This is a genomic window from Promicromonospora sp. NPDC090134 (genome assembly GCF_044746965.1).
In the GTDB taxonomy this organism is placed as follows: Bacteria; Actinomycetota; Actinomycetes; order Actinomycetales; family Cellulomonadaceae; genus Promicromonospora.
The window spans coordinates 206,642-221,948 of the sequence record NZ_JBIVCZ010000010.1 but is presented as its reverse complement, the minus strand read 5'-3'; the positions used below and the strand labels follow the sequence as shown (position 1 = coordinate 221,948).

At 69.1% G+C, this 15,307-nt stretch carries 20 protein-coding genes and 2 pseudogenes; 16 read left to right on the top strand and 6 right to left on the bottom strand.

Annotated features, from left to right (window positions below; all coding sequences use genetic code 11):
• The first annotated feature begins 5 nt into the window (after window positions 1-5).
• From ACIPN7_RS24470 to ACIPN7_RS24460, 3 genes are read left to right on the top strand one after another with little or no spacing between them, the layout of a single operon-like run.
• On the top strand, window positions 6-560 hold the full coding sequence (locus ACIPN7_RS24470) for a GNAT family N-acetyltransferase (RefSeq protein ID WP_400548633.1): 555 nt from the start codon (window positions 6-8) through the stop codon (window positions 558-560).
• The gene (locus ACIPN7_RS24465) at window positions 464-1,180 is read left to right on the top strand and encodes a uracil-DNA glycosylase family protein (RefSeq protein WP_400548630.1); all 717 of its coding nucleotides are present in this window, start codon (window positions 464-466) and stop codon (window positions 1,178-1,180) included. Before ACIPN7_RS24470 ends, ACIPN7_RS24465 begins: the two co-directional genes overlap by 97 nt.
• 11 nt (window positions 1,181-1,191) lie before the next feature.
• Window positions 1,192-2,136, top strand: a complete 945-nt coding sequence (locus ACIPN7_RS24460) for an NADP-dependent oxidoreductase (RefSeq protein WP_400548627.1) — start codon at window positions 1,192-1,194, stop codon at window positions 2,134-2,136.
• 75 nt (window positions 2,137-2,211) lie between these two features.
• Here the strand turns inward: ACIPN7_RS24460 and ACIPN7_RS24455 are convergent, their stop codons facing one another.
• From ACIPN7_RS24455 to ACIPN7_RS24440, 4 genes are all read right to left on the bottom strand, one after another.
• Window positions 2,212-2,487 carry a DUF6510 family protein gene (locus ACIPN7_RS24455; protein WP_400548624.1) on the bottom strand — a complete coding sequence of 92 codons (276 nt, stop codon included), beginning with the start codon at window positions 2,485-2,487 and terminating at the stop codon, window positions 2,212-2,214.
• Window positions 2,487-3,209, bottom strand: coding sequence for an FAD-binding oxidoreductase (locus ACIPN7_RS24450; RefSeq protein WP_400548758.1), 723 nt, complete (start codon window positions 3,207-3,209; stop codon window positions 2,487-2,489). The genes ACIPN7_RS24455 and ACIPN7_RS24450 overlap by 1 nt, the downstream gene beginning before the upstream one ends.
• A 38-nt stretch (window positions 3,210-3,247) precedes the next feature.
• A complete protein-coding gene (locus ACIPN7_RS24445) occupies window positions 3,248-3,841 on the bottom strand; it encodes a molybdopterin-dependent oxidoreductase (RefSeq protein WP_400548621.1) in 594 nt (197 codons plus the stop codon).
• A gap of 104 nt (window positions 3,842-3,945) precedes the next feature.
• Window positions 3,946-4,179, bottom strand: a complete 234-nt coding sequence (locus tag ACIPN7_RS24440) for a hypothetical protein (protein WP_400548618.1) — start codon at window positions 4,177-4,179, stop codon at window positions 3,946-3,948.
• Between the two features lie 291 nt (window positions 4,180-4,470).
• On the opposite strand from ACIPN7_RS24440, the gene ACIPN7_RS24435 reads away from it, so the two are divergent.
• From ACIPN7_RS24435 to ACIPN7_RS24400, 8 genes and pseudogenes are all read left to right on the top strand, one after another.
• The gene (locus ACIPN7_RS24435; protein ID WP_400548615.1) at window positions 4,471-4,803 is read left to right on the top strand and encodes a hypothetical protein; all 333 of its coding nucleotides are present in this window, start codon (window positions 4,471-4,473) and stop codon (window positions 4,801-4,803) included.
• Window positions 4,804-5,013: 210 nt separating this feature from the next.
• Window positions 5,014-5,634, top strand: coding sequence for a sigma-70 family RNA polymerase sigma factor (locus tag ACIPN7_RS24430; protein WP_400548612.1), 621 nt, complete (start codon window positions 5,014-5,016; stop codon window positions 5,632-5,634).
• 135 nt (window positions 5,635-5,769) lie between these two features.
• Complete coding sequence (locus tag ACIPN7_RS24425; protein ID WP_400548609.1) at window positions 5,770-6,249, top strand: hypothetical protein; 480 nt, start codon at window positions 5,770-5,772, stop codon at window positions 6,247-6,249.
• A gap of 48 nt (window positions 6,250-6,297) precedes the next feature.
• The gene (locus ACIPN7_RS24420; protein ID WP_400548606.1) at window positions 6,298-6,915 is read left to right on the top strand and encodes a TetR/AcrR family transcriptional regulator; all 618 of its coding nucleotides are present in this window, start codon (window positions 6,298-6,300) and stop codon (window positions 6,913-6,915) included.
• A gap of 209 nt (window positions 6,916-7,124) precedes the next feature.
• Window positions 7,125-7,493 (top strand): annotated as a pseudogene (locus ACIPN7_RS24415) (hypothetical protein); the annotation flags it as partial.
• A gap of 48 nt (window positions 7,494-7,541) precedes the next feature.
• Window positions 7,542-7,772, top strand: a pseudogene (locus ACIPN7_RS24410) (cytochrome ubiquinol oxidase subunit I); the annotation flags it as partial.
• Window positions 7,773-7,781: 9 nt separating this feature from the next.
• Window positions 7,782-8,543 (top strand): polyphosphate--glucose phosphotransferase, encoded by a 762-nt coding sequence (ppgK, locus tag ACIPN7_RS24405; protein ID WP_400548603.1) that lies wholly within the window; start codon window positions 7,782-7,784, stop codon window positions 8,541-8,543.
• Window positions 8,544-8,710: 167 nt separating this feature from the next.
• Complete coding sequence (locus tag ACIPN7_RS24400; protein ID WP_400548600.1) at window positions 8,711-10,036, top strand: NAD(P)/FAD-dependent oxidoreductase; 1,326 nt, start codon at window positions 8,711-8,713, stop codon at window positions 10,034-10,036.
• A 97-nt stretch (window positions 10,037-10,133) separates the two neighbouring features.
• Here the strand turns inward: ACIPN7_RS24400 and ACIPN7_RS24395 are convergent, their stop codons facing one another.
• Window positions 10,134-10,502: a MerR family transcriptional regulator gene (locus tag ACIPN7_RS24395; protein WP_400548597.1), complete on the bottom strand. Its 369-nt coding sequence runs from the start codon at window positions 10,500-10,502 to the stop codon at window positions 10,134-10,136.
• Between the two features lie 68 nt (window positions 10,503-10,570).
• Between ACIPN7_RS24395 and ACIPN7_RS24390 the strand changes: the two genes are divergently transcribed.
• Window positions 10,571-11,602, top strand: coding sequence for an oxidoreductase (locus ACIPN7_RS24390; RefSeq protein ID WP_400548590.1), 1,032 nt, complete (start codon window positions 10,571-10,573; stop codon window positions 11,600-11,602).
• Between the two features lie 94 nt (window positions 11,603-11,696).
• Complete coding sequence (locus ACIPN7_RS24385; RefSeq protein ID WP_400548587.1) at window positions 11,697-12,542, top strand: MBL fold metallo-hydrolase; 846 nt, start codon at window positions 11,697-11,699, stop codon at window positions 12,540-12,542.
• Window positions 12,543-12,573: 31 nt separating this feature from the next.
• Here the strand turns inward: ACIPN7_RS24385 and ACIPN7_RS24380 are convergent, their stop codons facing one another.
• Entirely contained in the window at window positions 12,574-13,443 is an 870-nt protein-coding gene (locus ACIPN7_RS24380) for an alpha/beta fold hydrolase (RefSeq protein WP_400548584.1), read from the bottom strand.
• An 84-nt stretch (window positions 13,444-13,527) separates the two neighbouring features.
• Here ACIPN7_RS24380 and ACIPN7_RS24375 point away from each other — a divergent pair, with 84 nt between their 5' ends.
• The 3 genes from ACIPN7_RS24375 to modA all read left to right on the top strand — a co-directional run bounded on the left by ACIPN7_RS24375 (window position 13,528) and on the right by modA (window position 15,307).
• Window positions 13,528-14,043, top strand: a complete 516-nt coding sequence (locus ACIPN7_RS24375; RefSeq protein ID WP_400548581.1) for a CGNR zinc finger domain-containing protein — start codon at window positions 13,528-13,530, stop codon at window positions 14,041-14,043.
• Between the two features lie 74 nt (window positions 14,044-14,117).
• A complete protein-coding gene (locus tag ACIPN7_RS24370) occupies window positions 14,118-14,522 on the top strand; it encodes a molybdopterin-binding protein (RefSeq protein ID WP_400548578.1) in 405 nt (134 codons plus the stop codon).
• On the top strand, window positions 14,519-15,307 hold the full coding sequence (gene modA, locus ACIPN7_RS24365; RefSeq protein WP_400548575.1) for a molybdate ABC transporter substrate-binding protein: 789 nt from the start codon (window positions 14,519-14,521) through the stop codon (window positions 15,305-15,307). The genes ACIPN7_RS24370 and modA overlap by 4 nt, the downstream gene beginning before the upstream one ends.

Sequence of the window (15,307 nt, the reverse complement as noted above, 5' to 3'; positions counted from 1 at the left end):
TTCGGATGACATTCCACCGCGCATCGCGCACCCGTGCACGTTTCGCGCGTGGCCGTATGGATCGCGCGTTGCGTGCCACCAACGAAGATGGGCGTATCAACCAGGCGTCCCGCCACGACAACCGCGTGGACGAAGTGGTGGAAAAGGAAACTCTCATGACTGATCCGAAGCAGACCGCACCGAAGGCTCGGGACGACGACCAGAAGGTCTTGATGGACGAGGTCGCCGGCGGTCACGACCATCGTCTCGACCTGATGATCGTCAAGGACGGCAAGGTCGGCATCTATGACGCAACCACCGGCGGCCAGCAGGTCGGCGGGCTGACCTACAACGATGACGGCGATCGGGTCGTGCTGGTCGCCGTCTCGATCCTCCCCGAGTTCCGCAACCAGGGGGCCGCCACCAAGCTGATCAGGTACGTCCTGGACGACCTTCGGACGCAGGGCAAGAAGGCTACGGTCCTGTGCCCGATCGTGAGGACCTTCATCGACAAGCATGCCGAGTACCAGGACGTCGTCGACCGGGAGCACCCGGGTGTCGTCAAGGTGGCGCCGCGGTGACAGCCTCGGTAGGTGGTGATCCACGTTTCGAGGACATCCGGGCCGCCATTGCCGCTGATCCTGGGAACGCGTGGGCGAGGGATCGCGGGTACTCGCCCCTCTACACAGCAGGCCCGCGGGCGCGCGTCATGGTCGTCGGCCAGGCGCCAGGACGAGTCGCTCAGGAGAGCGGCTTGCCGTGGAACGACGCCAGCGGAGCGAAGCTCTTCGAATGGCTGGGTGTCGCTGAGGGCCAGTTCCGCGACCCCGACCTGTTCGCGCTGCTGCCGATGGACTTCTACTACCCGGGCAAGGGCGCCACTGGCGATCTGCCCCCCAGGAAGGACTTCGCGCCACGGTGGCACCCGCCGTTGCTGGACCTGATGCCGAAGATCGAGCTGACGATCCTGATCGGCGGCTACGCGCAGAAGTACTACCTGGCCAGCCGGGTGAAGAAGAACCTCACCGAGACCGTCCACGCCTTTCGCGAGTACCTGCCGACCACGATTCCGCTGGTGCATCCGTCGCCACTGAACTTCCGCTGGCAGGCCCGTAACCCATGGTTCGCCACCGACGTGCTTCCCGTCCTCCGGGCGCAGGTCGCCTCGGCGCTGGCGGGGAATCCCAAGAAATTGCAGTGAAGGAGACGCACATGAGAGCGATCGTGGTGACAGACCCCGCAGCGGGGCGAGCAGGAATGAGGCTGGTCGACCGACCCGACCCAGATGTGGCACGACTCGCGAGCCTCGACGGTGCCAGCTACGGCGACGTGGTCGTCGAGGTTCACGCCTCGGGGTTCACCGGGAACGAGCTGGAGTGGCCCTCGACGTGGGTCGACCGGCTCGGCCGCGACCGGACGCCCTCGATCCCCGGCCACGAGGTCGCCGGAGTGGTCACCTCGCTGAGCTACGGGGCCGCAGGACTGTCGGTCGGGCAGCGGGTCTTCGGGCTGACGGACTGGACCCGGGACGGCACTCTGGCGGAGTACGTCGTTGTCGAGGCGCGCAACCTGGCACCGCTGCCCGGCGACGTCGGCTTCGTGACGGGTGCCGGTGTCGCGATGACCGGACTGACCGCCTGGCAGGGGTTGTTCGAGCACGGCCACCTCACCACGGGGCAGAGCGTCCTGGTGCACGGCGCTGCCGGGGCCGTGGGGTCGATGGCGGCGCAGCTCGCACGCGAGTGCGGCGCACATGTCATCGGGACCGGGCGGGCGGCCCATCGTCAGGTGGCACTCGACTTCGGCGCGCACGAGTTCGTCGACCTCGAGAACGAGGCGCTGGAAGAGGCGGGCAAGGTCGACCTCGTGTTCGACGTCTTCGGCGGAGAGATCGGGAACCGCTCCGCGGGCCTGGTGCGGACCGGAGGCACGCTGGTGAGCATCGCCGGCAGCCCCGAGGTGCGACCGGCCGAAGGCCGGACGGTCGACTTCGTGGTGGTGCCCGACCGGACACAGCTCACCGAGATTGCCCGGCGGGTCCACCAGGGTCGGTTGCGGCCCAACATCGGACGGACCGTGAACCTCGAGGACGCCGTCGCCGCCTTCAACTCGACAGAACCGACGAGCGGGAAGACGGTGGTCCGTATCCGTGGTTGAGCGGAGCGGGCGCCGTCGGCCGCCCGCTGGACGACGGTGCGGAGCACGGCGTACGCCGTGCTCCGCACGGTGATGTCAGCCGTCGGTGCTGCCGGTGGCGCGCAGTTCTATCGTGTCCAGTCCCGCGAGACTGAGAATGAGGTGTTCGCCTGCGGTGACCACCACGGCGAGGATGTGGTTGCACGACGCGCACCGCGCGACGAGGCCGGGGGCGTCCGGGTAGACCATCGCTTCGGCGAGAGGCGAGGTCCGGCCGCAGCTGCCGCACCGGGCGCGTGCCGCGGTCACGTCTGTGGTGAACACTTCCGAGAGCACACCGGCGAGCGCGTTGCCGTCGAGGTGGTTCGGCATCAGAGTCCTCCGAATCGTTCGGTGAGGATGTCCGTGGTGGCATGACCGAGCTCCAGCAACCAGCCGGCGACGGTCTCCGCGAACCCGGTGGACCCGCAGACGTAGATGCGGGGCCGCTCTGCCGGTGGGATCGTGCTTGCCGCGAGCGACTCCCGCGTGAGGCGCCCCACGGTGCCGAGCCGGTCGACCGGGGCTTGTCGCGTGTAGACGTGCTCGACCTGGAAGGACGGTCCGGCCAGGTCGTCGAGCTCGCTGGCGAAGAAGACGTCGGCGGGCGTGCGGACCGAGTAGAGCAGCCGAAAGGGAGTGGAGTCCTCGGCAAGGTCGTGCGCCACCGCCATCGCGTAGAGCGGGACGACGCCGGAGCCACCTGCGATCAGCTGGACCGGTCGGTCGTTCTGGCCGGGGCGCCAGACGAAGTAGGACCCGAGGGGTCCGTGGATCTCCAGGTTGTCGCCAGGTCGTGCCTCGTTGACCAGGAACGGTGACACCTCGCCGTCGGGGAGCTCGTCGATCGCGAGAACGACGTGGCCCCACGGTGTCGAGGACGCGACCGAGTAGGACCGGCTGGCCTGATACCCGTCGGGTGCGGTCAGTCGCACGTCGAGGTGCGAGCCGGGCTCGCTCCCGGGCCAGGTCGGGACGGCCAACGTCATGCGAACCGAGTGCGGTGTCTCCGCTCGGTTCTCCACGATCGTGGCTGCGTGCCAGGTGCTCCGCATGCGGTGCTGAGCGGGCTGGACGGACGTACGGGATGTGCTCACCGGTACCGCTGCTCCTTCCACGGGTCGCCGTAGATGTGATAGCCGTACCGCTCCCAGAACCCCGGGTCGTTGGTCGCCATCATGGTCAGGCCCCGCACCCACTTGGCGCTCTTCCAGAAGTAGAGGTGGGGCACGAGCAGCCGCGCCGGACCGCCGTGCTCCGGGTGCAGGGGAGAGCCCTCGGCTTCCGTGGCGACCCACGCCTTGCCGCCCACGAGGTCCTCCAGGGGCAGGTTGGTGGTGTAGCCGCCGTAGGAGTGCGCCATCACGTACTGGTGCTCGGACGTGACCTTGTCGAGGATCTTGTCGAGGCTGACGCCCCGCCACGCCATGCCGAGCTTGGACCAGTGGGTGACGCAGTGGATGTCCACTGTGATGTCCTCGACGCCGAGCGCCAGGAGCTCGTCCCAGGTCCACCGGTGGTCGGCGCCGGTCTCGTCCTGGACGGTGAACTCCCAGTCCGTGGTCTCCACGTGCGGCGTCGGTCCGGCGCTGAGCACGGGCCACCTGTCGACCTTGGTCTGCCCTGGTGGTAGGTGTTTGTCTGCTTGGCCTCTACGGCCGGAGAATCCGCGGGTCGCGAACGACATGCCGACTCCAATCTGAGCTGGTGCCCCTGTGGGGCCGACCTCGTTCGGGTGGTGGAAGGGAAGCCGTGGCACGTGTGTCGTCCCACGGATGCGCGATGTCCGTCTCACGACGTCTGGTGCGCGAGCGCGTCGATCAGACCCCTGAGGTCCTCCCGGCAGTCAGGGCATGACCCCAGATGGGCTGCGACATGTGGAAGGAGCTCCGCGACAGCACCGCTGTCGGTGGTGAGCTCGGCGTAGGCAGGGAGGTCCAGCCGGCACATGTCGCAGCCGGGATCGCTGGGATCGGTTCGGAGGTAGTCGTCCAACCTCCTCCAGTGCTCATCAGCGGTGTTCATGGGACCGTCTCCCATTTTTCTCCCGTGCCAGGTGTGGCGTGCCGCTCCCCGCGTCGGTAGGCATCCAGCTGGAAGTCATCAACCCGGGTTACGAGGTAAGTGGACTTCCGTCGCCGATCTCTTACGTCGTATCCCGAGACTGCTTTCGAGGGTGCCGCAGCCTGAGCGTCAGGTAAGACATCCCGGGCTGTGGCAACCAACGGCGAAACTCGGTCGGGTGACGCGGCTGCGAAGAATGATCGAGCCGTGGGCGCTGCCTGCCCGGAAGTTGTACTGACGAAGGAGAACCTCATGTCGGGCAAGCATCACCACGGCGAGGCCGAAGACGGTGAACCGATCACGGCACAAGACATGCCGGCTGCGCTCACCGCAGGAACGCTCGTCTACGCCGACGGAGCTAATCAGACCTTTACCGCCGACGGGCAACGAACCACCTACGTCGAACGTGGCACATCGACGCAGGGCACCTCGGAGATCCTCGGCGACGGGCAGTTCTCGTCGTTCTGGCCACCGGACTACCGGGCCACCTACATCGTTCGCTGGATCGTCCAGCACGACGTCCGGATCGGGATCAGCTTCACCGAGACCCACAACGGCAGTCGCTTCGAGGGCTTGTATCGGTAGCAGGCGAGTCACGGAAGTCGGCACCCCGTACCTGGACCTGTCTCGCCGAACGGGACGGCGGAGTCCCGTTTTTGTCGCCATGGCAACGCTCTTGCACCTTGTCTGGACCCTAGCGTCCGGTTTACCGTGTGGCAACGCTCTCGGTTCGAGGCGTGCACGGACATGGCCGACGCCGGTTTCTCTTCCCGCGGGCCAGAAGGGTGGGACGCGATGGACGACCTGCAGATCACTCAGGACAACCGCAGATGGGTGCGGGATCTTGGCGCGACCGGATCGGTTCGCGAAGCCGCCTGCCAAGAGCTCTATCGGCTGCTGCATCGGGTTGCGAGGCGCGAGGCGACCCGTCGTGCGTCGTCCTTGCGCATGTACGGGCCGGAGCTGGACGACATCGCCTACCAGGCGGCGGCGGACGCCCTGATGGCGATCAGCCGGCGGCTGGACACGTTTCGGGGTGAGTCACGATTCACGACGTGGGCAGTCAAGTTCGTCATCTTCGACGTCGCGACGAAGATGAGCAGGCACTACTGGCGTCATCACGACGTGCCGTACGACTGCGAGGACTGGTCGCGACTGGCGTCCAGGTTCGAGGTCACGCCCGGCCAGGAGGTCGAGGCGGCCGAGTTCGTCGATGCCGTGTCGCATGCCGTCAAGCACGGCCTCACGGACCGGCAGCGGCTCGTCTTCATGGCGGCCGTGGTGAACGAGGTGCCCATGGACGTCCTGGCGGGCGAGCTCGGCTCGACGAGAAACGCGCTGTACAAGGTGCTGTTCGACGCCTGCAAGAAGCTGCGCGCCGAACTCGTCTCGGAGGGCTACCTACCTGCACTGTGACGCACGTGCGTGCGGTTGAACCGGACTATTTCGTCCAGTTAAACTCTCACGGGAGTTGTCGACGTGACCGACGGCTGATGCGCTGACGAGGAGACGAACTACGCGGTGACAAGCGCAGGTGCGGGCGGTGGGTCTGTGTGGGCGAACACCGCTGGTGGGGCCGGCGAGGAAGCGGCAGAGCAGTTTCGAGCAGTTCTCGACGTGGAGGAACGCTTGCTGGCCACCATCTCGTGCGCCGGCGACTTCACCGACTGGCGATCTCGCGTGGTCCGTGAAGTCATGGATCGCCGGTCACCCTATGCGATGGTGCTGCGTCGCGGTCACGGATCCAGCAGGCAGAGCGAGTTCCTCCAGTGCTGGCAGGCCCTGATCGCGGAGACACTGGAACGGATCGCACCGGCCCGCGAGGCCGGTGCCCTACCACCGGCTGCCTCCGCGGCATCCGGAAACCCCGAGAGCTTGGCCATCGCGATCCTGGCCGCCCTGCATGGTGGTGCCAGGCTGAGCTGGCTGGCGCAGGACGCCCGGTCGCTCGAAGCCGCACTCGACATCGTGCTGACGCCCGTGCTCGCGCTCGACGAGCCGGGCAGCCGCCGTGACCAACGATCTGGTTAGCCGTCTCAGTACGATGTCGCTGTGAACGAGAACTCGGACGAGAGCCCGGTGATCCGGCTGACGGCACGAGGGATGAGGACGAGGACCCGGATCGTCGCCGCAGCCGCAGACCTGATGCGCGTGCAGGGGATCGGGGGAACGACCCTGGACGACGTCATGGTCGCGAGCGGCGCGAGCAAGTCCCAGCTCTACCGGCACTTCGAGGACAAGGACGCACTCGTCAGGGCCGTGATCAGGCACGTGGGCGAGTTCGTCATCGTTCGCGAGACGAACATGCTCGGGACCGTCTCGACCCTGGCCGGGCTGCGGCGCTGGCGAGACTCCCTGATCAAGGCCAATGCGCTGCGCCACGGTATGTATGGCTGTGCGCTCGGTTCGCTCGCCAGCGAGGTCTCTGACCACGATGCCGTCGCTCGGAACATGCTGGACGAGCTGTTCCGTGCCTGGCAGCGCCTCATCGACGACGCCCTCGGCCGGATGAAGCGTGCCGGTGTGCTGGACGATTCGGTCGACACCTCTCGCCTCGCGGTCGGGTTCCTCGCCTCCGTCCAGGGTGGCTATCTCCTCGCGCAGACAGCCCGCGACGTCGAGCCCATGGCCATCGCGATCGACGTCGCCATCGCTCATCTGGAAAGCCTTGCCGCACCAGACCGCGCCGCGTCCTAGCTGCGCGTCCGCAGTCTGACCTCCCGCGGCAAGCCGGGCCCGCCAGATCAGGCCACCGTAGGGTGTTCCCGCGCGACGAGCCTCTTTCGCGAGCAGCACTCCTCCTCCTGCCTGCCAGGCACGAACGAAAGATCCGCCCTCCGGGTCCGCACGAACAACGGAGAAGCGGCGCGGTGAGCGGCCGCGACCCGACCAGGAGGTAGGGCGACATGAGTGATGGGTTCGACGACTACGGCACGGAGCAGGACGTCTTCGGCCTGCTCCCGCAGGACGAGAGCCTTGATGACGACGAGCTCGGCGGGGACGACGACGGAGCCGGCTATTCCCCCCTCGACAAGCCGCTCGCGTACGGCTGGGGATTCACACCCCAGGAGATCGGCGAGCACGAACCGCTCTCGATGAGGCTCGCGCGAGAGGAGCCGGACCCGGTCGACCGCTTCCTGGGGGACGGCCTGGGAGACACGTCTGACACGGACGGTGAGCTCATCGACGACCAGGTCGGCTCGCTACGGGCAGGCCGCCTGGTCTGGGCTGATCAGGACGACACCGACCCGTCCTCCGACCTGCGCGCGACCGACGTCGGCATCGATGGGGCAGGTGCCTCGGCGGAGGAGGCTGCGATCCATGTCGTCCTCGACGACCCGTGGGGTTACGGCCGTTCGCTGGAGTGGGCGACGTCCTGCCCGCCGCCGCGGCACAACTTCGCCTCGCTGCCGCGCATCCGCTCGGAGTCGCCGGCGTTCGACCTGCACCACCCCGAGGTCGTCGCGATGGAACATCGCCAGCTGATCCGCGCGTTGTTGAACGACACAGAGCAGCAGAAACTTGAGCTCGCGCCGCGAGCGAACAACGGATAGGACGGGATCGTGGCGGACCTGGCATTCGGAATTGACATTGGTGGCTCCGCGATCAAGGCCGGCCGGGTCGACCTCGGATCCGGGAGCGTACAGACAAGGCTGTCGCATGTTGCAACACCGATGCCGTCCACCCCGGAGGCGATCATCGCGGCCATGGACAGGCTGCTCGATCTGCACGGAGTGTCGAGCACGATGCCGGTCGGCATATCGATCCCTGCCCCTGTCGTGCACGGAGTCGTCCCGTCCATGGCGAACCTCGATCAGAAGTGGACCGGCGTCGACGTGCCCACGCTGGTGGAGGCACGTCTCGGACATCCCGTCACCGTCGTCAACGACGCGGACGCAGCGGCACTGGGGGAGGTGGGCTTCGGGGCCGCGAAGGGTGTGGCCGGGACGGTGATCGTCACGACCCTGGGGACCGGGATCGGCTCCGGTGTCGTCGTCGACGGCAGGCTCGTGCCCAATGTCGAGCTGGGGCATCTCGAGATCGACTCGTTCGATGCGGAGACGCGTGCGTCCGCACGACAGAAGAACACCGAGAACCTCTCCTGGGAGCAATGGGCCGCGCGGCTGCAGCGCTACTACTCGCACGTCGAGAAGCTCTTCTCGCCGGACCTGTTCGTGGTCGGTGGAGCCATCTCCGAGCAGTCTGCCCACTTTCTGCCGCTCCTGGACCTGCGGACTCCGATCGTGCCTGCCGTCCTCAGGAATCGGGCCGGTGTGATCGGTGCCGCTCTCGCGGCGTCCCTCACGGCCCGGACCGAGCCCTGACCAAGGACCTTTCGCTGTCACGAACGTGTGAGCCGCGTCGTCTCCCTGCCGTCCACGATCTGCCGCCGGGAGCATGCGCACCGGCGCTCGCCGTGGCACGGTCAGGGAGATGAGCTCTGGCCATCCTCCGCAGGTGCGTGTCAACGAAGAGACGAAGCGAGGTTGCGATGGGTGAGAGTCCGACAAGAGTCGTGATCGTCGGGGGTGGTTTCGCCGGGTACAACGCGGCCCGGGCGCTGCGTCGCGCGCTGCCGCGTTCTGCCGACGTCGAGATCGTCCTGGTGAACCGGACGGACTACTTCCTCTACCTGCCGCTCCTGCCGGAGGTCGCGGCCGCCGTGATCGATCCCCGGCGGGTGACCGTCTCGATCCCGGCCACGCTGCGCGGGGTGCGGCTCGCGCTCGGCGACGTGACGGCGATCGACCCGGACAACGACCGCGTCGAGTACACCGACCCGGAGGGCGGGACGCACACGCTGCACTACGACCGGCTGATCGTCGCGGCGGGCAGCGTCACGCGGCTCCTGCCGGTCCCGGGTGTCGCCGAGCACGCGCACGGCTTCCGCGGGGTCGCGGAGGCCCTCTACCTGCGTGACCACGTGATCCGGCAGGTGGAGCTGGCGGCCGCGACGGACGACCCCGCGGAGCGGGACGCGCGCTGCACGTTCGTCGTCGTCGGCGCGGGGTACACCGGCACGGAGGTCGCGGCGCAGGGACCGCTGCTCACCGAGGCGCTGCGCCGGCGGCATCCCGTGCTCGCCAACCAGCGGATGCGCTGGATGCTGCTGGACCTCGCCCCGAAGGTGCTGCCCGAGCTCGACCCACGCCTGTCCCGCGCGGCCGACCGCGTGCTGCGCGGCCGCGGCGTCCGGGTGCTGACCGGGGCCTCGGTACAGGAAGCGATGCCCGACGGCGTCCGGCTCACCACCGGTGAGCTCGTGCCGGCCCGCACCCTGGTGTGGTGCGTCGGCGTGCGGCCCGACCCGCTGGTCAGCGACACCGGGCTCGAGACGCAGAAGGGCCGTCTGGTCGTCGAGACCACGCTGGAGGTGCCCGGGCGGCCGCGCATGTTCGCGTGCGGGGACGCCGCGGCCGTGCCCGACGTCACCCGGCCGGGCGAGGTCACGGCGATGACCGCCCAGCACGCGAGCCGCCAGGGCACGCTCGCCGGCCGGAACGTCGCGGCGTCGCTCGGCTACGGCACCGTCCGCGCGTACAAGCACCACGACCTCGGGTTCGTCGTGGACCTCGGTGGCCTCCAGGCGGCCGCGAACCCGCTGCAGATCCCGATGTCCGGGCTCCTGGCGAAGATCGTGACCCGCGGCTACCACCTGATCTCCATGCCGGGCAACCGGGTCCGCACCGCCGTCGACTGGCTGCTCGACGCCGTCCTGGGCCGCCAGTCGGTCCAGCTCGGGATCATCCGTTCCGCAGCGGTGCCTCTCGACACGACACGGCCCCACGAGCTCGGCCCACCCGAGCAGGGCTCCTGACCTGGTCGGCACGACCTGGAAACTCGGGACGAGGGCGCCACCATCGATGACGACGTCGCGGCCGGGATGCTCACCCGGGCGACCCGCTTCTCGGGGGCTAGGCGCCGGCGTCTTCCCACGCGCGCAGGTAGGCCTTGATCGCCTGACGGTTGCGCTGCAGCGTGTCGATGCGGCGTTCGATGCTGCCCAGCTGGTGTCGTAGCCCGTCCAGGTCCGCGACGACCGGGCAGTCGCTGATGGCCCTCTGATCCGAGTCCGCCAGGCACGGCAGAACCTCCCGGATCATCTCGGTCGTGAACCCGGCTTCCAGGAGCTCGCGGATCTGCAGCACGCGTTCGACGGCCGGTTCCCCGTACGTCCTGTACCCGTTGCCCGACCGGAACGGGTGCAGGATGCCGACCTCCTCGTAGTAGCGCAGCAGCCGTGGAGTCACCCCGGTCCGAGCGGCCAGCTCACCGATCTTCACCAGCACCCCGCCTGTTCTGTCATGACCCGGATGATCGGGCCGCTCCCTGCTGCTTGACCCTGACATTAATGAGAATGTTTACGGTTTTCCAGTTCCTGAGCGGCCGGTCGATCCCGGCCGCATTGCGCTACGACGATGAGGATGACGACGTCATGAGCCCTATGACGAGATGCAGCAGGCCGGCAGTACCCGGCTGGACGGCTGACCGGATGCCGAGCCAGGAAGGACGGACGTTCGTGGTCACCGGGGCCACCAGCGGACTGGGCCTGGTCACGGCACAGGAGCTGGCCGCGCGGGGAGGCCGGGTGCTGCTGGCGGTGCGCGACATCGCGCGAGGAGAAGCGGTCGCGTCGTCGTTGCGTCACGCGCATGCCGACGCGCAGGTCGAGGTGCACCAGGTCGATCTCCTGGACCTGGGCTCGATTCGACGGGCCGCGGACCGGATGGCCGAGGAGGCCGCCGTCGACGTCCTCATCAACAACGCAGGGATCGCGTCGGTCGGGCATGCCGTCACGCCGCAGGGCTCGGAGACACATCTGATGGCCAACCACTTCGGCCACTTCGCGCTGACGGCGCTGCTGGAGCCGGCGTTGCGGCGCGCGTCCGCACCCAGGGTCGTGACCGTGACCTCCTACATGCACGAGCGGGGCGATCTCGACCTGGAGGACCTTGCCTGGCTGCGTCGGCGCTACACGCCGCTCGCTGCCTACTCGGCGTCCAAGCTGGCCAACGCCGTCTTCGGCGTGGAGCTTGCTCGACGCGAGCGCACGTCGCCGAGGCCGATCACGAGCGTTCTCGCCCACCCGGGGTACAGCAACACGCCCATGCAACGGAAGGGAAACGGGCCGACGGGTGCGGCCATGCGTCTGTCCGGCAACCTCTTCGGGCAGGACGCGGAGATGGGGGCGCTCCCTCAGCTCTTCGCCGCGACGGAGACCGGTCTGGAGGCCGGCGCCTACATCGGCCCGGACGGCAGGGGCGGACGCTCTGGATACCCGCATCGTGCGGCGCTCTCGTCCGACGCGCAGGATCCTGCCCTCGGGCGCAGGCTCTGGGAGCGCTCCGAGGAGATCACCGGCATCCGGTGGCCCAGCGTCTGACCCGCGAGCCCTGGGAGGGGCGGGGGATGCGGTGTCGGACCCGTGCGCCGATGCTGGGGGTATCGGTCGTCCGTACCCGACGGAGGGAACCGGGATGCCAGGTGGAACCGGCCTCGCCCACGCCGTGCGCACCGCGACGCGGCCCGGGCTCACGAGGGACCTGCCGTACGGCCCCGAGGACCTCCGGTGGGTCGCGAACTCCGCCACGCTGATCCTCGGCGACCACGACGCCGTCCTGGTCGACACCTATCTCTCCGTCGACCAGAACGCCGAGCTGGTCGAGTGGGTCAGGTCCTTCGGCCGTGACCTGACCCATGTCTTCGTCACCCACGGGCACGGCGATCACTTCTTCGGGCTCCGGCAGCTCCTGGACGCGTTCCCGGGCGCGCGGGCGGTCGCCTCCGCGGGGACGGTCCGGGAGGCGCTCGCCCGAGGCCAGGCGGAGGTGCGTGACAGATCCTGGGGGAGGCTCTTCCCGGGCCAGATCCCGCAGATCTCCTACCCGGCTGCCCTCGACGGCGACCACCTCACGCTCGAGGGCCACCGGCTGGAGGTGATCGAGACGGGCTTCACGGACACCCGGGACACGACGGCGCTGTGGGTGCCCGACCTCGGCCTCGTCGTCGCCGGGGACGTGGCCTACAACGACACGCACCAGCACACCGCGGAGACCACCGCGGCCACGCGCGGGCAGTGGGCCCGGGCCGCGGAGCGACTGGGCGAGCTCGATCCGGTGGCGGTCGTCGCGGGCCACAAGAAACCGGACGCACCGGACCGTCCGGCGATCCTGGCGCAGACCGCTGAGTACCTGCGCGCCTTCGACGCCGTCGTCGAGGTGTCCCACACCCCGGAGGACGTGTACGACCGCATGCTCTCGCTCTATCCCCGCCGTGCGAATCCCGGCGCCCTGTGGAGCAGCGCACGAGCGGCCATGGCGTGAGCTGCTCGGGCGACCCCGGCCCGGCCACGCGTCACCGGGCCAGGGTCGCCCCGAGGAAGTCGCGGATCAGAGCAGAGGTCTCGTCGAGGGCGGACTCGAGCAGGAAGTGCCCGCCGTCCAGCAGGGCGATCCGCGCGCCGGGCAGGTCCCGGGCGAAGGCCTGGGCGCCGGCGGGGCCGAAGATCTCGTCGTTCGCTCCCCACACGGCCAGCAGCGGGACCTGGGAGTCGCGGAAGTACTTCTGCACCTCGGGGTACAGCGTCCGGTTCGTGCTGTAGTCGCGGAAGAGCTGCAGCTGGACCAGGTCGTTGCCCGGGCGGGACACCAGCGCGAGGTCGTGCTCCCAGGTGCCGGGATCCACCAGCGTGGGGTCGGGCACGCCGTGCAGGTACTGCCACCGGATCGCCTCACGGCTGAGCGCGAAGCGCACGCCGGGCTCCGTCCGCTCGTTCTGCTCCCGCCCCCACGCCCACACGTCCGTCCAGAAGCTCTCGACGAACCCCTCCTCGTAGGCGTTGCCGTTCTGGCTGATGATCGCCGTGATCGCGGTCGGGTCCGCCAGTGCGAGACGCCAGCCGATCGGCGCGCCGTAGTCCTGGACGTAGATCGCGTACCGGGTGACGCCCAGGTTCGACAGCAGCCCGGACGTGATCCGTGCGAGCGCGTCGAAGGTGTAGTCGAACTCGTCGACGCCGGGTGCGTCCGACAGCCCGAAGCCGAGGTGGTCGGGCGCCACGACGTGGTACTCCTCGGCGAGCTGGGGGATCAGGGCGCGGAACATGTGCGAGCTCGTCGGATAGCCGTGCAGCAGGACGACGGTGGGCGCGTCCGCCGGTCCGGCCTCGCGGTAGAAGATCCGGTGCCCGTCGACGTCGGTGAACCGGTGGTGGATGGCGGCCATGATGCTAACCCTCTCAGTCGGTGTCGTCTGGTTATGACAGCACCGCGAGTGCTAACCTGTCAACACCAACTAAGGAGGTTAGGGATGGACCTGGTCACCCGGGACGACGAGAACCTGCTGCTGGATCTGCTGAACACGACCCCCGTGGTCGACGGCGAGCGGGTCGACGAGCTCGCGGACTCGCGGGCTGCGGCGAGCTGGGCCACGGCGCGCGACGGGGCCGGGTCCGCCGAGGAGGCCGCGGCGCTCCGGCGCGTCCGGGACGTGATCGAGCGCGCCGTCCGCGACGGCGCCGGCCCGCAGGCACTGGCGGCGGAGGTCGAGCGGATCGTGCTGCGTCCCCGGGTGCGCGACGGCGTGGTCCGCTGGGAGCAGCAGGCGTCCCCGGAGGAGCGGCTCGCGGCACGCGCGCTGCTCGCCTGGGTGGCGATCGGCGAGCGCTACCCGGGCCGGCTGCGGCCGTGCGCGAATCCCGAGTGTCGCCGTTTCCTGCTCGACCGCAGCAACGCGAACACCGCTCGCTGGTGCTCGATGGCCCTCTGCGGCAACCGGTTCAAGGCTCGGCGCCACTACCAGCGCACGCGCGTCGCGGGGCAGTAAGGGCTTGATCGATCTCCGCAGATCGTGACCGGAAGGGTTCCGGCGCCCGACTTCTCGGCGCTAGGATCGGCCACGTGCCGCACATGAGGATCCGAGATGCCGCCACCTACTTGGGGGTGAGCGACGACACCGTGCGCCGGTGGGTCGACAAGGGCCTGCTGACGGCGACCACCGACGAGTCGGGCCGCAAGGTCGTGGACGGGTACGAGGTGGCCCTGGTCGCCCGTCAGCAGGCCACCCTGCCCGGCCCGCCCGGCGGGACGGCGAGCTCGGCGCGCAACCGGTTCGTGGGGCTGGTCACCGACATCCGGACCGATGCGGTGATGGCCCAGGTCGAGCTGCAGTGCGGGCCCTTCCGCGTGGTGTCCCTCATGAGCAGCGAGGCGGTACGTGACCTGGGCCTGGAGCTGGGCTCGGTCGCGGTGGCCGTGATCAAGTCCACGACGGTGATCGTGGAGACAGCCAAAGGAGAGTCATGAGGCGAACGCTCTCGATCACGACCGCGGCGCTGGTGCTGGCCGCCGCGGTGGCCGGTTGCGGGTCCGGCGGGTCGGGTGACACCGCCGCGGCGGAGGGCGCCGCTGCCGGGGCGACGACCCTGACCGTGTACGCGGCGGCGTCGCTGACCGCGACGTTCGAGCAGATCGGTGAGGAGTTCGAGCAGGCGCACGAGGGTGTGCAGGTGGAGTTCAACTTCGCCGGCTCGTCGGACCTGGTCGCGCAGATCCAGGAGGGGGCTCCGGCCGACGTCTTCGCCTCGGCGGACGAGGCCAACATGGACAAGCTGACCGCCGACGGGCTGGAGGGCGCCGAGCCGGTCGCGTTCGCGTCCAACACCCTGCAGATCGCGGTGCCGCCGGGCAACCCCGCCGGGGTCGCGGACCTCGGCGACCTGGCCGGCGACCTGAACCTGGTCATCTGCGCCCCGGAGGTGCCGTGCGGCGCCGCCACCCAGAAGGTCGCCGGGTCGGCCGGCGTGAAGCTCGCCCCGGTGAGCGAGGAGCAGTCGGTGACCGACGTGCTCGCCAAGGTCACCACCGGTGAGGCCGACGCCGGGCTGGTGTACGTGACCGACGTGATCGGCGCCGGCGACGAGGTCGAGGGCATCGAGTTCCCTGAGTCCGCCGCCGCGGTGAACGTCTACCCGATCGCGCCCGTCGCGGACAGTGCGAACGCGGGTCTGGCCCAGGAGTTCGTCGACCTCGTCCTCGCCGAGGGCGGGCAGACCGTCCTGCGGGACGCCGGGTTCGCGCCGGCTCCCTGA

What these genes read in the sequence shown, in the direction of transcription:
- ACIPN7_RS24445 (WP_400548621.1), bottom strand. Translation starts at nt 3,841, where the DNA reads ATGTCGTTCGCGACCCGCGGATTCTCCGGCCGTAGAGGCCAAGCAGAC.
- ACIPN7_RS24380 (WP_400548584.1), bottom strand. Translation starts at nt 13,443, where the DNA reads ATGGCCGCCATCCACCACCGGTTCACCGACGTCGACGGGCACCGGATC.
- ACIPN7_RS24460 (WP_400548627.1), top strand. Translation starts at nt 1,192, where the DNA reads ATGAGAGCGATCGTGGTGACAGACCCCGCAGCGGGGCGAGCAGGAATG.
- ACIPN7_RS24470 (WP_400548633.1), top strand. Translation starts at nt 6, where the DNA reads ATGACATTCCACCGCGCATCGCGCACCCGTGCACGTTTCGCGCGTGGC.
- ACIPN7_RS24430 (WP_400548612.1), top strand. Translation starts at nt 5,014, where the DNA reads ATGGACGACCTGCAGATCACTCAGGACAACCGCAGATGGGTGCGGGAT.
- ACIPN7_RS24455 (WP_400548624.1), bottom strand. Translation starts at nt 2,487, where the DNA reads ATGCCGAACCACCTCGACGGCAACGCGCTCGCCGGTGTGCTCTCGGAA.
- ACIPN7_RS24450 (WP_400548758.1), bottom strand. Translation starts at nt 3,209, where the DNA reads ATGCGGAGCACCTGGCACGCAGCCACGATCGTGGAGAACCGAGCGGAG.
- ACIPN7_RS24385 (WP_400548587.1), top strand. Translation starts at nt 11,697, where the DNA reads ATGCCAGGTGGAACCGGCCTCGCCCACGCCGTGCGCACCGCGACGCGG.
- ACIPN7_RS24375 (WP_400548581.1), top strand. Translation starts at nt 13,528, where the DNA reads ATGGACCTGGTCACCCGGGACGACGAGAACCTGCTGCTGGATCTGCTG.
- ACIPN7_RS24435 (WP_400548615.1), top strand. Translation starts at nt 4,471, where the DNA reads ATGTCGGGCAAGCATCACCACGGCGAGGCCGAAGACGGTGAACCGATC.
- ACIPN7_RS24440 (WP_400548618.1), bottom strand. Translation starts at nt 4,179, where the DNA reads ATGAACACCGCTGATGAGCACTGGAGGAGGTTGGACGACTACCTCCGA.
- modA (WP_400548575.1), top strand. Translation starts at nt 14,519, where the DNA reads ATGAGGCGAACGCTCTCGATCACGACCGCGGCGCTGGTGCTGGCCGCC.
- ACIPN7_RS24400 (WP_400548600.1), top strand. Translation starts at nt 8,711, where the DNA reads ATGGGTGAGAGTCCGACAAGAGTCGTGATCGTCGGGGGTGGTTTCGCC.
- ACIPN7_RS24390 (WP_400548590.1), top strand. Translation starts at nt 10,571, where the DNA reads ATGAGAATGTTTACGGTTTTCCAGTTCCTGAGCGGCCGGTCGATCCCG.